The sequence below is a fragment of the Lysinibacillus sp. Ag94 genome, assembly GCF_023242215.1.
In the GTDB taxonomy this organism is placed as follows: Bacteria; Bacillota; Bacilli; order Bacillales_A; family Planococcaceae; genus Lysinibacillus.
Window position 1 is genome coordinate 58731 of record NZ_CP096780.1, and the last position, 15324, is coordinate 74054.

Below are 15324 nucleotides of genomic sequence, written 5' to 3' on the forward strand. Positions count from 1 at the left end.
ATCAACTAAACAGGAGGCCATCATGCCGTATCATTATGCAAACTCACAATTAAAAATATTTTCACTTAATTCTAATAATCCACTTGCTCAAGAAATTGCTCAAGAAATGGGTGTTGAATTAGGTAAATCTTCTGTTAAGCACTTCAGCGATGGTGAGGTTCAAATTAGCATTGAAGAAAGTATTCGTGGTTGTGATGTGTTTATCGTGCAATCTACTTCTGCACCTGTAAACGAACATTTAATGGAGCTTTTAATTATGGTAGACGCTGTAAAACGCGCATCTGCTCGTACAGTAAACGTTGTAATGCCTTACTATGGCTATGCTCGTCAAGACCGCAAAGCAAAAGCACGCGAGCCAATTACAGCTAAATTAGTAGCAAACTTACTTGAAACAGCTGGTGCAACACGTGTGATCGTTTTAGATTTACATGCACCTCAAATCCAAGGTTTCTTCGATATTTTAATCGACCACTTGATGGCAGTTCCTTTATTATCTGATTACTTTAAAACAAAAGGTATCCCAGAAGATGAAATCGTTATTGTTTCTCCAGACCATGGTGGTGTAACACGTGCTCGTAAAATGGCAGAACGTTTAAAAGCACCTATTGCAATTATTGACAAACGCCGTCCGAAACCAAATGTTGCAGAAGTAATGAACATTGTTGGTAATGTTGATGGTAAAGTGGCAATCTTGATTGATGATATTATTGATACTGCAGGTACGATTACAATTGGCGCGGATGCATTACGTGCAGCTGGCGCGAAAGAAGTTTATGCTTGTTGTTCACACCCAGTATTATCAGGTCCGGCAATCGAGCGTATCGAAAACTCTTCGATTAAAGAATTAGTTGTAACAAATACAATCCAACTTCCTGAAGAGAAAAAATCTCCAAAAATTACAGAGCTTTCAGTCGCTAAATTGATGGCAGATGCAATCTCTCGTGTCTATGAAAATAAATCTGTAAGTACTCTATTTGATTAATATAAAGCAAGTTTACCTTGACTTAATGGTGTCCGGATTTTGAGTTGTGAATTCGTGATATTAGCCGGGGGCTTTATCTTCACTTAGCAGATGTGATGGACAACATCCGCATTCATCTCACTATCTTCAAGATGGGAGTGTTCTGTTGAATGAAGATAAATAAACGCCACATGCAGTAAAATGTGGCGTATTAAGGACAAATCTACGTTTGCAAGTAGATTTGTCCTTTTTTAGATGTTCCATTTGTGTGAATTTTCTTATAAAAGGGTATAATAGAAACTGTGACTTAATAATATTTACTTTACTTTATAAAAAATAGTTTGCCGCCTAAGGTTGGGATACATTTTGTTAAAACGAAACCGACGCCATGGCGATGAACCAAAAAATATAAAGGTAAATATTATTATAGCCTTAACAAATGTCATTAATTTAACTTATGTAGCGAAAGCGTACAGAAGACTCCTACCTCTTTAGGTGGTGAGATGAATGCGGATTTAAGCTGCTTTTCAGAGGGTATTCAAACACCCGCTGAAAGAAGTAATAATTCGAAAGTAGTGACATTCTAATAAGGCGTAAATAATTTTTTCTTGGAAGGGGAAGATAGATATGAGTACAGTATTAAGTGTTAAAAAGCGCGAAGCTGGGCATCGTTCGACATTAACCCAACTTAGAAAAGGGGGAGCCATTCCTGCGGTTATTTACGGCTATAATTTAGATTCGACCCCAATTTCTATTTCAGCGAATGAATTCAGAAAATCCGTTCAAAAAAATGGGCAAAACGGTGTGTTCTTGATGGAGCTAGATGGGAAAAAAGTGAATGTTGTTGTGTCTGAAATTCAACAATGTTCTATGAAAGATGAAGTAAATCATATCGACTTTTTAGCAATTAATATGTCCGAAGCAATAGAGTCTGAGGTGCCTATTAAACTCGTAGGAGAGTCCGTTGGTATTAGTTTAGGTGGCATATTAATGCAGCCTAACTTAGACGTGAAAATTAAAGTAAAGCCAGCAGATATCCCGGAAGCTATTGAAGTTGATATTACTGAGCTTAAAATTGGTGAAACAATTACAGTAGCAGATATTCGAGATGCGATTGATTTTGAGATTATCAGTGAAGATGATCATACATTGGTAACAATTATGGCTCCAGTCGCTGCTGTTGAAGAAACGGCAGACATTGCACAGGAACAAGAGTAAAAAGATATGTTAAGGAAAGGCTACTAAGGAAGACTAAAAACTTCTTTAGTAGCCTTTTGAATTTAATGGCCGACATTATTCGTATGTTTGCTTTTGTTCTTTAATACGGCATGTATTATTTTACCGATATATATGGTTAAAGTGAGGATTTCATATAATATCAAGCCATTATTGAACTTTTACTTTCAAAAACTGTACAAACTGCTTTCTTAGCGTATGGTATGGTAAAATAATGACTATTAGATTTGAAAGAAGAGGGGTACTTATGAAAATTATCGTTGGTTTAGGAAATCCAGGTAAGCCTTATGAGCATACAAGACATAATATTGGCTTCGATGTTATTGATGCATTAGCTGAAAAATGGGGTACACCTTTAACTAATTCAAAGTTTAATGGTATGTATGCAACGGTACATCGTCCTGAAGGAAAGGTTCTACTTGTTAAACCTTTAACATATATGAATTTATCGGGGGAATGTGTTGGGCCCCTTATGAACTATTTTGATATTGATGTGGAAGACTTAATTGTTATTTATGACGATTTAGATTTAGAAACAGGAAAATTGCGCCTGCGTCAAAAAGGAAGTGCGGGTGGACATAACGGTATTAAATCATTAATTCAGCATTTAGATACACAAGAATTTAATCGCATACGTGTTGGGGTTAATCGTCCACCAGCTGGTATGAAGGTAGCAGATTATGTGTTATCAAAATTTTCAAAAGAAGATCAAGCTATTGTTGGCGAAGCGATTGAAAAATGTGTAGATGCAGTAGAAGAATCTCTTTCAAAGCCATTTCTTGATGTGATGAATCGCTTTAACGGGTAATAATAGATTAAAGCGTAGTGTGGATATTACAGTTGTTTTTATACCTAAGGTTGGGGAAAATTTTAGGTTAAAACTTATGTTATATAAATAAGTTGATCTTCGTTCCGATTGGGTGACTCCTTGGGGATCAGCAATAGAGGAACAAAGGCTACAACCATCACGTCCTGTGATAACGCTTTTGTGTCCAATATCGTGCCGCTGTGCTTTCGTACAGAAGCATTTGCCGCTGCCGCTGCGTTTTCGTACAGTTGAACTAAGCGGCTTATCGGACGTCCCTAGTAAAGCGCACGGTTGGTACGAAAATCAACCCCAAGTTTCTATATTCTAAATGGCGTTAAGGCGAAATTGGAAGTGCATAATCTGTTTTACAAATGTCTATACTTTAAGTAGTAAGTTGCTTAAAGGAGGATGATTTGGAGATGTCAGTTCGCTATCGATGTCGTCATTGTGAAGTAGAAATAGGAACACTACCATTTGATGCAGATGATACAATTCGAAAACTACATATTTTCGAAATGGGTGAAGCGGATGATTATGTTGAGAAAGATCAGCATGGTCACACGACGGTGCACTGCATTTGTGAGCAGTGTGAGGATTCACTGAAACAATATCCAGATTATCACGCACTCAATAAATGGATTCAATGATTGGAAGGATGCTTTGGCGCACATCATGTGCGTTCAAAGCTTTTTCCATTTAACTTTTTTCAGCAATTGTTTTATGTACCGAAAGCGTAGCGACAGGTACAGAAGTCTCCTATTTTTATAGGTGGTGTGATGAATGTGGTTTTAAGTCATTTTTCAGCGGGTTCCAAACATCCGCTGAAATAGAGGAACTCAGGATAAGAATGACACATCCTGTGAAAATGCCTGAGTGACCAACATCGTGTTGGCCTAAAGCCTCCGGCGGATGCCAGGGAATCGAAAAGGAGTACTTTGTGCAAGAACAAAGCCGATTCCGGACGCAATTATGTGGAGGCATAATTGATAAAAAATACAATAAAGATGCATATTATAGTACTAGATTACTAGTAATGGTGAATAGAATTATGCGCTGAAAGGAGCTTTTGACATTGGAAGTTTTACGACAGCTTGTGATGCAGGACAAACATATCGCATCATTTTTACAGGAGATTCAGAGCGGTCATTCTGCAACACAGCTTATAACAGGATTAACAGGAAGCGCGCGCCCGGTAATGGTCGATGCGTTATTTGAATATGTAAAAAAACCTATTTATATTGTATCTCCTAATCTATTGCAGGCACAAAAAATGGTTGACGAGCTGGCGGGACTTTTAGGTGAGGAGCATGTTCATTATTATCCTGCCGATGAGTTTATTGTTGCAGATTTGTCTGTTGCCTCTCCAGAATTGCGAGCTGAGCGTATTGCAACGCTTGATTGCTTAGCAAGAGGCGAAAAAGCTGTTTATGTGATACCAGTTGCGGGCTTACGTAAAATGATGCAGCCTAAAGAGCATTGGCAACAATATTTTTTACAAATTTCAGTAGGCGAAGATATTCAGATTGATGAATGGCTACAAACGTTAGTAGAGATGGGGTACGTGCGTAATTCGATGGTGACAACACCTGGAGAGTTTGCGCTACGTGGAGGGATATTAGACATATATCCACCATATTTAGAAGAGCCGATTCGAATAGAATTATTTGATACGGAAGTTGACTCGATTCGAACATTTTCTGCGGACGATCAACGTTCCATTGATAAATTGCAGAAGGTTCGTATTTTACCAGCGTCAGAAGTTATTTTGACAAAGGAAGAAAGAATGGCTTTGGCAGGCCGTTTAGAAGCTGCATTAGCGACAAGTTTAAAGAAGGTCAAAAAGCAGGAGACGAAGGAATTACTGTATCAGCATATTCAATATGATATTGAATTGTTACAACAAGGGAATTTACCGGACTATGTAAATAAATATGGTTCGTTATTATATGAGAAAACATCCTATTTAGGAGATTATTTTGTACAGGATGGCATTGTGCTGTTTGATGAGCTCGGACGTATTCAGGAGGTTATGGATGCCTGGGAGCGTGAAGAGGATGAATGGTTTTTATCATTAATTGAAGAAGGAAAAATGGTGCATGACGTAAAGCCAGCATTCTCCTTGAAAGAAATTTTAGCAATGCTGTCTCAACAAAAACTATATTTCTCATTATTTTCGCGAACTTTTGCAGGTGTATCCTTTAATAAGACGACAAACTTTTCTTGCAAGCCAATGCAACAATTTCATGGCCAAATGTCATTATTACAAAGTGAGATTGAACGCTGGCTGCTTGGTAAATTTACAGTACTAATTGTTGCGAGAGATAAAGATCGTGTTAAACGTGTACAGCAAATGCTCGGAGAATACGATATTCATACGACAATTGGTAAGCCGACAGAAGCGGGTATTTATATTGTGGATGGCTCACTATCTAGTGGCTTTGAATTACCACTACAACGCTTGGTGATTGTTACAGAGGATGAGCTATTTAAACAACAGGTAAAGAAAAAGGCGCGTCCTCAAAAAATGACGAACGCAGAACGTATTAAAAGCTATACAGAAATTAAACCGGGCGATTATGTTGTACATGTACATCACGGTATTGGGAAATATATAGGCTTAGAAACATTAGAGGTAAATGGTACACATAAGGATTACTTACACATCCGATACCGTGCAGATGATAAGTTATATGTTCCGGTAGAGCAAATAGATTTAATCCAAAAATATGTAGCATCTGAAGACCGAGAACCGAAGCTACATAAATTAGGTGGAGCAGAGTGGAAAAAAGCTAAAGCAAAAGTATCCTCTGCTGTGCAAGATATCGCTGATGATTTAATTAAGCTGTATGCGAAACGTGAAGCAGAGAAAGGCCATGCATTCGCGATTGACAACGACGATCAGCGTAATTTTGAGGCTTCTTTCCCTTATGAAGAAACAGAGGATCAGCTACGGTCAATTATTGAAGTAAAACGTGATATGGAGCGTGAGCGTCCGATGGATCGTCTTGTATGTGGAGACGTAGGGTATGGCAAAACAGAGGTAGCGATCCGCGCGGCATTTAAAGCAATTCAAGATGGCAAGCAGGTAGCTTTCCTTGTGCCGACAACGATTTTAGCGCAGCAACATTACGAAACGATTCGTGAGAGATTCCAAGACTTTGCTATTAATGTAGGTCTCTTGTCTCGTTTCCGCACAAAAAAAGAGCAAACAGCGACATTAAAGGGTTTAAAAGAAGGGCAAGTTGATATTGTCGTTGGCACGCATCGGATTTTATCTAAAGATTTAACATTCCAAGACCTTGGGTTGCTGATTGTTGATGAGGAGCAACGTTTTGGTGTAACGCATAAGGAAAAAATTAAACAACTAAAGACGAATGTTGATGTATTAACGCTAACGGCAACTCCGATTCCAAGAACACTTCATATGTCGATGGTAGGTGTTCGTGATTTATCGGTAATTGAAACGCCACCAGCGAACCGTTTCCCTGTGCAAACTTATGTAATGGAGCATAGCGGTGCATTAGTGCGGGAAGCTATTGAGAGAGAAATGGCGCGTGGTGGGCAAGTATTCTACTTATACAATCGTGTAGAAGATATGGCTCGTAAGGTTGATGAAATTCAAATGCTTGTCCCAGAAGCACGTATTGGGCATGCACATGGCAAAATGACGGAATCAGAATTAGAATCTGTTATATTAGCCTTTTTAGAAGGTGACTATGATGTGCTTGTAACGACAACTATTATTGAGACTGGCGTGGATATACCAAACGTTAACACATTGATTGTTCATGATGCGGATCGAATGGGCTTAGCGCAACTTTATCAATTGCGTGGACGTGTTGGGCGTTCTAATAGGGTGGCTTATGCTTACTTTATGTATCAACGTGATAAAGTTCTTACGGATGTAGCTGAGCAAAGATTACAGGCGATTAAAGAATTTACAGAGTTAGGTTCAGGATTTAAAATTGCTATGCGTGACTTATCTATTCGTGGTGCTGGAAATCTACTTGGAGCGCAGCAGCATGGCTTTATTGATTCTGTTGGTTTTGACTTATATTCACAAATGCTGGAAGAGGCGATTGCTGAGCGCCAAACAGGTGTCAAAAAAGAAGAGAAGCCTGACATTGAAATTTTATTGAGTGTGGATGCATATATCCCGGATGTATACATCCCTGATGGCTATCAAAAAATTCAAATGTATAAACGTATAAAAGCAATGGATCGAGTGGAGGAGTACAGCGAAATCATAGAGGAATTACAGGATCGTTTTGGTGATCTTCCAATTGAAACAGAGCGTTTACTGCGGGTTGCGCGTATGAAGGTATGGGGCTTAAGTACAGGTGTATTGTCTGTAAAAGAAAAGCAAAAAATCATCACAATATTGTTGTCAGAAGAAGGTACAGGGCAAGTTGACGGCGGTAAAATTGTGGCAGAATCTATGAAATTTGAACGTGCTGTCGGGTTTGGCATGGATGGTATGCAATTGAAATTAACGATTGATGAACGAAAGTGTGGGAAATATCAACCCTTTGATATTTTAGAAGAAATGATGCATATTATTGCTGACTCGAAAAAACAACAATAGAAGAAAAGCTGATCTTATCTCCTAGGATAATGATCAGCTTTTTATCATTTAAAACAAAAAATTACAAGGAAAACTCTGTGAATGTTGTGGCGCTTTATCTTCATTCGTTAATTTTACTGTAGACTGTGTGGCTCCTTAGAGAGCAATATTACAAATTGAGACTCAGGAGCTAGATAGTAGGGAAAATAAGGGTAAAAGTATCACTTTTTGTTATGGTTCTTTTGTGATAAACATCCTTTTGTCTTATTGACGTAATGGTAAAGGTTGAATTATTATTATTTCTTGTTAAAAATATTTTATAAATTATTTATAAAAATTTGTTTTTGTGGTTAATCTAAGATAAGTTGATTGAAGTTGAAATTCTACAGGTATTTGCTTAGGTTTAAGGCCTTTTTGAAAATATTGTTGGATGTGAAATCCTTTTTCTTCAGTTTTTGCATAGATTGCTTCATAAAAAACCATACTAAAATTGAAAAAATTTCATTGTAGCGAAAGCGAGGATTATGAATGAAGGCAACAGGAATTGTTCGTCGTATTGATGATTTAGGGCGTGTGGTTATTCCAAAAGAAATTCGTAGAACGTTACGTATTCGTGAGGGAGACCCGCTAGAAATTTATACAGACCGTGAAGGTGAAGTCATTTTAAAGAAATATTCTCCAATTAATGATTTAGGAGAATTTGCAAGGGAATATGTGGAAACGTTATATGAAACGTTAGGTACTCCAGCATTTGTAACTGACCGAGATGAAGTAATTGCTGTCTCAGGGATCGGTAAAAAAGAGTATATTAATCGTCGTATTACATCCTTTGCGGAAGGTTTTATGGACGAACGTTCAACAAAAATAGAAAAAATGGAAACAACTATCGAGATTGTTCCTGGACAATATGAGCAAGTTAAGTCTTATTGTGCAACGCCTATTATGGTAAATGGTGATCCGATCGGCTGTATTATCATTTTGTCTAAAGTACATTTTATCGGTGAAGTTGAAGTGAAAGTTGCTGAAACAGCTGCTAACTTCTTAGCTAAACAAATGAATAGTTGATAAGAATTGAAAGTTATTGCGCTGACCTTTTTAGGCTGAACAATAACTTTTTTTCGTACATAGTTATACGGTAGTGCTACCCGCGCGCGTCAAACTTTGGAGATATGCTATACTATTGGCATTGTTAAAGAAGGAAAGAGGGCAATTTATGTCGGAACGTTTTGGCATGAAAAGCTACATGAAGGGAGCGGCCTTACTTACAATTGCTGCTCTTATTGTGAAGGTTCTTAGTGCAATTTATCGTGTGCCTTTTCAAAATCTTGTTGGTGATGAAGGGTTTTATATTTATCAGCAGGTGTATCCGGTTATATCTATTTTTGTCGTATGGACAGCTAGTGGATTTGCAGTCGCTGTTTCTAAAATGCTTGCAGATAATGATTGTATTTTAGACCCACTAGAGAGGGAGCAAAAACGAAGCGGTATTATGCGTATTGTCTTTCGTTATTTAACAGTACTATCGTTATTGTTTTTTGTCGCTTTATTTAGTGGTGCTGAAATAATTGCGCAGCTTATGGGCGATACGCAGCTTGCGCCTATAATACGGACAGGTTCATTTATAGTACTTGTTATGCCAGCACATGCTATTTTAAAGGGCGGGTTTCAATCAAGAGGCATTATGGAGCCGATTGCTTACGCGCAAGTCCTTGAACAGGCTGTGAGAGTATCAGTTATTTTAGCTGGAACATTTATCATTATGAAGACGACAGAATCACTATATAGTGCTGGACAAATGGCTATCATAGGTACAGTTATTGGCGAAATTGTAGGCTTTGTATTACTTGCGTTTATTTTTAAAAAACGTTTTGGTTTATTTAATAATAAGAAACAACAGCGGCGTATCGAAAGTTTCCCCATTATTAAAGAGGTAACATTGCTTAGTTTAAGTGTGAGCATGAGTGGTCTATTGTTACTTGGCTATCAGTTAGTTGATTCCTTTACAATTTATTCGCTATTAATAGATGGTGGAATGGATCAGACGGTAGCTAAGGCAACAAAAGGCGTTTATGATCGCGGGCAGCCATTGGTGCAGCTCGGAGTTGTCATTGCTTCTTCACTTTCTCTTGCTATTGTGCCTCTTGTCGCGCATATGTCCAAAAAACAGGAAGGTCGTAGTGCGATTCCGTTTATTCAACTAACGTATAAAGCGTCTGTATTATTTGGCTGGGCGGCATCTCTAGGTTTAATACTTGTTATGCCTTATATTAATGCCATGCTCTTTAAAACAGATGCACTGTCGGAAGTACTTATGGTTTATGTATTACAAATTGTGCCATTGTCGGTTATTTTAACATTTACAGCTATTTTGCAAGGCTATGGCAAATTAAAAAAGCCAGCTTTATTTTTGATTATAGGTTTTATGTTAAAAATAATATTGAATGTGCTGACAATTGGTTTGTTTGGTGTATTAGGTGCAGCTATTGCTAACAATGTGGGTCTTTTGTTTACGGCTCTAATGCTTATTTTTTATTTAAAGAGAATGACTGCCATTCAATTAGCGTCAGCCAATTTTTATAAAAAAGTTGGAATTGCATCACTTAGCATGGCAGCTGTAGTGCTAGTTTGGCTACAGTTTATACCACCGTTGTTAAGCCAATTTTTATCACCTCGATTTGTCGCAGTGGTAGTCGGTTTTTCAGCCGTGTGTTTAGGGGCGTTTATAATGATCACCATAATTGCTAAGTTACGAGTATTAGTCGAAAAAGAGTGGTACTTACTACCGTTTGGGCGCAAAATGGCAGTTTATCAATTATGGTTAAATCGAAAAAAGTAGGTGGATTGATTGAATACGTTAACAGTTATAGGTCTAGGTGCGGGTGATTTTAATCAGTTGCAAATGGGTGTCTATAAAAAACTAAAAGCGGCAAGAAAATTATATGTTCGTACAGTGGATCATCCGGTATTAGAAGAATTATCTGCTGAGGGCTTACAATTTGAAAGTTTTGACGCAGTCTATGAAAAACATAATACGTTCCAGCCTGTGTATGAGGAAATTGCAGAAAAGCTTGTGGCTGCTACAAAAAATGAAGATGTCATGTACGCCGTACCGGGGCATCCGCTTGTAGCAGAGCAGACTGTACAATTGCTTATTGCTGCTGCGGATGAGGGAAAAATAAAACTAGTCATTGAAGGTGGGCAAAGCTTTTTAGATCCAATATTTGGCGCGTTAAAAATCGACCCAATTGAAGGTTTTCAACTGCTGGATGGCACTAGCTTTTCTATGCATGACATTAACATGCGTCAACATATTTTAATAGCCCAAGTATATGATACATTTAGTGCATCAGAAGTAAAGCTAACGTTAATGGAGAAATACGATGACGAATACCCTGTTACAGTCGTGACAGCAGCGGGCTCGTCACAGGAAAAATTAGTGACAGTACCACTTTATGAGCTCGACCAAAGCGTTGAGGTAGATAATTTAACAACGGTATATGTGCCGCCTGTGAAATCACAAGAGGAAGCTTTACGAGACTGGACAACCTTCCGTCAAATTATTGCTGTTTTACGAGGTCCGGATGGCTGTCCGTGGGATCAAAAGCAAACACATGAGTCGCTGAAAAAATATTTACTAGAAGAAGCACACGAATATTTGGCAGCGGTAGATGCAGAGGATGACTTTGCGATGATTGAGGAGCTTGGAGATGTACTGTTACAAGTGTTCCTTCATGCACAAATCGGAGAAGATCAAGGTTACTTTACGTTGGAAGATGTATTGGCTTCGATAAGTGAAAAAATGATTCGTCGACACCCGCATGTATTTGGAGATGTATCGGTGGAAGATGCAGAGGGTGTTGTAGCAAACTGGGAAGTTATAAAAGCGGAAGAAAAGGGTATAAGTGATAAGCCACTATTAAAAGAGGAATACCGGGCGTCCTCTGCTCTACAAACAGCATATAATTATCAAAAAAGAGCTGCAAAGGTAGGATTTGATTGGCCTGATGTAGAGGGTGCATGGGACAAGTTTGCAGAGGAATGGCAGGAATTTCGTAATGAGGTGACGAAAGGTACAAATGCGTCACGTCTTGATGAATTTGGGGATGTCTTGTTCACACTTGTGAATTTAGCACGTTTCTACAAGCTATCTCCAGAAGAGGCTATGTTACATGCGAATGAGAAGTTTGCGAGACGCTTTGGTTATGTGGAAACAAAGGTAAAGGAAAGTGGAAAGCCATTTTCTGATTATACATTAGAACAATTAGATGCTTTCTGGAATGAAGCGAAGCTGCAAGAAAAGGAGTAAAAATATGCGATTAGATAAATTTTTAAAAGTATCACGTTTAATTAAACGTCGTACATTAGCGAAGGAAGTAGCAGACCAAGGCCGTATTACGATTAATGATAAGGTCGCGAAAGCTAGTAGTGCTGTTAAAGCTGGCGATGAGCTAGCTATTCGTTTTGGACAAAAAATTGTGACAGCACGTGTAGAGGAATTACGTGATACTGTGAAAAAAGAAGATGCCGCAAAAATGTTTACTATTTTGAAGGAAGAGCGTCTTGAAAAAATTGAACCTGAATTTATTGATGATGAGGATTAATAAATAGTAGTGTAGGAGTCTTCTGAAGTTGTCGTTTAGCTTTGGCCATAAACGTGCTGAAGTGGAGATAAAAGTGAAACAACTTTAATAAAGTTGTCATGCTTTTAAGGTTGTCCGCATAAAGTGAACAGAAGCTAGGACGACTAAAGGAGGAAGAAAATGACGCTACATCAAGAAAGTAACCGTTACACAATTCCATCTGGAGAGCATATTTTAACGATTCGTAATCGTAAAAGAATGGACATGACTTCTGTAAAATCGATTGAACGCTTTGATCAGGAAGAATTTTTCATTAAGACGTCCCAAGGGCATTTGTTAATCCGTGGAGAAGAACTGCATATCGTTCACTTAGATGTTGACAAAGGGTTATTGACGCTTGAAGGAACTGTAAAAACTTTGCAGTATGACGAGGAGGAAAGTGGCTTCTCGAAAGGTTTCCTTCATAAACTGTTTGGATGATTGTTAGTGAACAATTTGTTCAGCTATTAGTCATGGTTTTGAGCGGTATAGCAGTTGGGTTCATTATTGATAGTGTAAGACTCATTGTTTTTTCAACTCCAAAAAGGTCAAGCCTTCGAAGGTGGATGATGGTATTTGAACTACTTACCTGGATTTTGCTTGGAGGCCTGACATACTATTTGTTATTTTGGCTAAAAGATGGCGCTTGGCGGGCTTATGACCCGCTAGCGCAAATAGCCGGAATTTTTTTGTATCAAACGTTTTTTCAAACTTTTTTACGTTTCGTCGCAAGGGTTTTTGTGAATATAACATGGAGACCTCTGTGGTTCATTATACGACTAATAAGTGCTATTATTCGACATATTTTTAAATTCTTAATAAGTGTTTGTGCGTTTCTTTTAAGACCTTTTGTCAAAATTTATTCGTATTTGTCCAACACTTTTTTTAAAAAAGTTCGATTTATCAAGTATAATAAAAGACAACAATAATTTTCGGAGGTGCGGGCATGACTATACGTCGTTCATCAAAGGATGACCAACAAAACTATACTAAACTTGATAATGACTATGTCCGTAACACGGATAAAGCTATAAATCGTAAAATTCAAGCGCGAAAACGGAAAATACGCCGTATTGCCTTTTTTGCGATTGTGCCAGTCGTTATTATTGCCTTTCTCTTAAATATACTTTTGAATCAAAATGAAACGCTAGCTGCAAAAGAGCAAAAAAAGATTGAAGCGAAGGAGCATCTTTCTGAATTGAAAGATGAGCGAGATTCGTTAAATCTTAAAATTAAACAGTTAGAGGATGATGAGTATATCGCAAAATTATTACGCAAAGATTATTTTCTATCCGAAAAAGGTGAAATAATTTTCATTATACCGGACGAAAAAGGGCAAAAAGGCGATATACCGGAGAAAAAAGATAAAAAAGACAGCATATCAGAAAAGAAAGGTAAAAAAGAAGACTGAAAAGCTATGTATTGTTGACACTCTTTTATTGTTATATATAATGAAAAGAGAAACTTATTGTAGTAAAAAGTTTGATTAAATTGATTACATGACTCAAATGAGTCGCTTAATTTTTAAGGAGGAGCATTTTTTTTATGTCAATTGAAGTAGGCAGCAAGGTACAAGGTAAAGTAACAGGAATCACAAATTTTGGAGCATTCGTTGAGCTGCCAGACGGCAAAACAGGCTTAGTACACATCAGTGAAGTTGCTGACAATTATGTAAAAGATATCAATGAGCATCTAAAAGTTGGAGATGAAGTTGAAGTAAAAGTGATGAATGTTGAAGCGGACGGGAAGATTGGTCTTTCAATCCGTAAAGCAAAGCCTCAAGCAGAGAGACCAGAGCGTCCAGCACGTCCACGTCGCGATAATCGTTCTAATGATCGCAACGATCGTCATCAGCCAAAAGAAAATTTTGAGCAAAAAATGGCACGTTTCTTAAAAGATAGTGATGAACGCCTAGCAACACTTAAACGTGCTACAGAATCAAAACGCGGTGGTCGTGGAGCTAGAAGAGGGTAGTTTGCTGACTGTTTTAATCGTAGAAAAAGTGTATTAAATAGATTTGGGATTAGCTTTTTAATAAAGCTAATCCCTTTTTTTAATAATGTTTGCATACACCTCATCTAGCTATAAGTCATAAAACCCTTCTAGTAGGATCTATGTATCGCCCTACAACGTGGATGTCGGTCTTTTCTTCTTTTTAGGAGCTTGTGCGGATGCTTGTTCTGTTAGTGTTTCTAATGACTTTTCGGGTGGCTTAACGACCATTTTAACAAGTAAAAACACACCATAAACACTAACCGCTAATCCGGCGAGGAGTAAAAATGTTTGTACGGCAAATGGTAAATTAATAAGAATGGATACGAGAATAATCATAGAGCCACTTCCACAAATTAAAGCAGCTTTAGTTAATGAACCCAAAGGAAATAAACCTCCTAGTTTACACGCTTTTTTCATTATTAGTATGCCATATTTTTATTCTTACCACCATAACTTGGGTTGATTTCCGTTTCAGCTAGGACCTTCCGAGGGGACGTTAGGAGCAACGAGTATTTTTTATGTGCGAAAGCGAAGCGGCAGCAACAACAAAGTTTTTGTCTGTGCGAAAGCAAAGCGTCAGCAACAACAGGGTATTGTCTGTGCGAAAGCGAAGCGACAGCAACAACAGGGTATTGTCTGTGCGAAGCGGTAGCGACGTAACAACAGCTACAATAACAAAGGGAAACTGCTCTTGAACCATTATCGCAGGATGTTCCTAAATTGAATGCTCTGGGGTCTCGGGTAGAAAAAAAATATTCGATGTTTCTCTAGAATCCAATGTTAATATGCAAAAAAATAGGCGCCTCAGAAATCGTTCTGAGACGCCTATTTGAGATGACCCCTACGGGATTCGAACCCGTGTTACCGCCGTGAAAGGGCGGTGTCTTAACCACTTGACCAAGGGGCCTACTATGGTGGCGGCCGAGGGGATCGAACCCCCGACCTTACGGGTATGAACCGTACGCTCTAGCCAGCTGAGCTAGGCCGCCATTAAATATTATGGAGCGGAAGACGAGGTTCGAACTCGCGACCCCCACCTTGGCAAGGTGGTGTTCTACCACTGAACTACTTCCGCGTTTTGTCTTAAGCAACAAGTTATATAATACATGCCTTTGTAACTAACGTCAAGAAGTTTTTATAA

At 38.3% G+C, this 15324-nt stretch carries 15 protein-coding genes and 3 tRNA genes; 14 read left to right on the forward strand and 4 right to left on the reverse strand.

Annotated elements, in window-relative coordinates; genetic code table 11:
* The first annotated feature begins 22 nt into the window (after positions 1-22).
* The 13 genes from MY533_RS00320 to MY533_RS00380 all read left to right on the forward strand — a co-directional run bounded on the left by MY533_RS00320 (position 23) and on the right by MY533_RS00380 (position 14162).
* Positions 23-982 (forward strand): ribose-phosphate diphosphokinase, encoded by a 960-nt coding sequence (locus MY533_RS00320; protein WP_132364320.1) that lies wholly within the window; start codon positions 23-25, stop codon positions 980-982.
* 606 nt (positions 983-1588) lie between these two features.
* Positions 1589-2179: a 50S ribosomal protein L25/general stress protein Ctc gene (locus MY533_RS00325; RefSeq protein WP_248717605.1), complete on the forward strand. Its 591-nt coding sequence runs from the start codon at positions 1589-1591 to the stop codon at positions 2177-2179.
* A 265-nt stretch (positions 2180-2444) separates the two neighbouring features.
* Positions 2445-3005, forward strand: a complete 561-nt coding sequence (pth, locus tag MY533_RS00330) for an aminoacyl-tRNA hydrolase (protein ID WP_248717606.1) — start codon at positions 2445-2447, stop codon at positions 3003-3005.
* Between the two features lie 419 nt (positions 3006-3424).
* Positions 3425-3652: an anti-sigma-F factor Fin gene (locus MY533_RS00335; protein WP_132364328.1), complete on the forward strand. Its 228-nt coding sequence runs from the start codon at positions 3425-3427 to the stop codon at positions 3650-3652.
* A 425-nt stretch (positions 3653-4077) separates the two neighbouring features.
* The gene (gene mfd / locus MY533_RS00340; RefSeq protein ID WP_248717607.1) at positions 4078-7590 is read left to right on the forward strand and encodes a transcription-repair coupling factor; all 3513 of its coding nucleotides are present in this window, start codon (positions 4078-4080) and stop codon (positions 7588-7590) included.
* Between the two features lie 507 nt (positions 7591-8097).
* The gene (spoVT, locus tag MY533_RS00345; protein WP_132364334.1) at positions 8098-8634 is read left to right on the forward strand and encodes a stage V sporulation protein T; all 537 of its coding nucleotides are present in this window, start codon (positions 8098-8100) and stop codon (positions 8632-8634) included.
* A 148-nt stretch (positions 8635-8782) separates the two neighbouring features.
* Positions 8783-10405: a putative polysaccharide biosynthesis protein gene (locus MY533_RS00350; RefSeq protein WP_248717608.1), complete on the forward strand. Its 1623-nt coding sequence runs from the start codon at positions 8783-8785 to the stop codon at positions 10403-10405.
* A 9-nt stretch (positions 10406-10414) separates the two neighbouring features.
* Positions 10415-11875 carry a bifunctional methyltransferase/pyrophosphohydrolase YabN gene (gene mazG, locus MY533_RS00355; protein ID WP_248717609.1) on the forward strand — a complete coding sequence of 487 codons (1461 nt, stop codon included), beginning with the start codon at positions 10415-10417 and terminating at the stop codon, positions 11873-11875.
* Between the two features lie 4 nt (positions 11876-11879).
* Complete coding sequence (locus MY533_RS00360) at positions 11880-12170, forward strand: RNA-binding S4 domain-containing protein (protein WP_132364343.1); 291 nt, start codon at positions 11880-11882, stop codon at positions 12168-12170.
* Between the two features lie 159 nt (positions 12171-12329).
* Positions 12330-12629 (forward strand): sporulation protein YabP, encoded by a 300-nt coding sequence (yabP, locus tag MY533_RS00365; protein WP_004229167.1) that lies wholly within the window; start codon positions 12330-12332, stop codon positions 12627-12629.
* Positions 12626-13117: a spore cortex biosynthesis protein YabQ gene (yabQ, locus tag MY533_RS00370; protein WP_371873279.1), complete on the forward strand. Its 492-nt coding sequence runs from the start codon at positions 12626-12628 to the stop codon at positions 13115-13117. Before yabP ends, yabQ begins: the two co-directional genes overlap by 4 nt.
* Before the next feature lie 17 nt (positions 13118-13134).
* Positions 13135-13599: an FtsB family cell division protein gene (locus MY533_RS00375; protein ID WP_248717610.1), complete on the forward strand. Its 465-nt coding sequence runs from the start codon at positions 13135-13137 to the stop codon at positions 13597-13599.
* A gap of 134 nt (positions 13600-13733) precedes the next feature.
* On the forward strand, positions 13734-14162 hold the full coding sequence (locus MY533_RS00380; RefSeq protein WP_036215142.1) for a S1 domain-containing RNA-binding protein: 429 nt from the start codon (positions 13734-13736) through the stop codon (positions 14160-14162).
* 150 nt (positions 14163-14312) lie between these two features.
* Here MY533_RS00380 and MY533_RS00385 read toward each other — a convergent pair whose 3' ends face one another.
* On the reverse strand, positions 14313-14564 hold the full coding sequence (locus MY533_RS00385; protein ID WP_248717611.1) for a hypothetical protein: 252 nt from the start codon (positions 14562-14564) through the stop codon (positions 14313-14315).
* 139 nt (positions 14565-14703) lie between these two features.
* Between MY533_RS00385 and MY533_RS22060 the strand changes: the two genes are divergently transcribed.
* Positions 14704-14835 carry a hypothetical protein gene (locus tag MY533_RS22060; RefSeq protein WP_256469492.1) on the forward strand — a complete coding sequence of 44 codons (132 nt, stop codon included), beginning with the start codon at positions 14704-14706 and terminating at the stop codon, positions 14833-14835.
* A gap of 183 nt (positions 14836-15018) precedes the next feature.
* On the opposite strand, the gene MY533_RS00390 is transcribed toward MY533_RS22060, so the two are convergent.
* The 3 genes from MY533_RS00390 to MY533_RS00400 all read right to left on the reverse strand — a co-directional run bounded on the left by MY533_RS00390 (position 15019) and on the right by MY533_RS00400 (position 15258).
* Positions 15019-15090, reverse strand: a tRNA-Glu gene (locus tag MY533_RS00390).
* A gap of 5 nt (positions 15091-15095) precedes the next feature.
* Positions 15096-15172 (reverse strand) — tRNA-Met (locus tag MY533_RS00395).
* A gap of 11 nt (positions 15173-15183) precedes the next feature.
* Positions 15184-15258 (reverse strand) — tRNA-Gly (locus MY533_RS00400).
* Positions 15259-15324 lie beyond the last annotated feature (66 nt).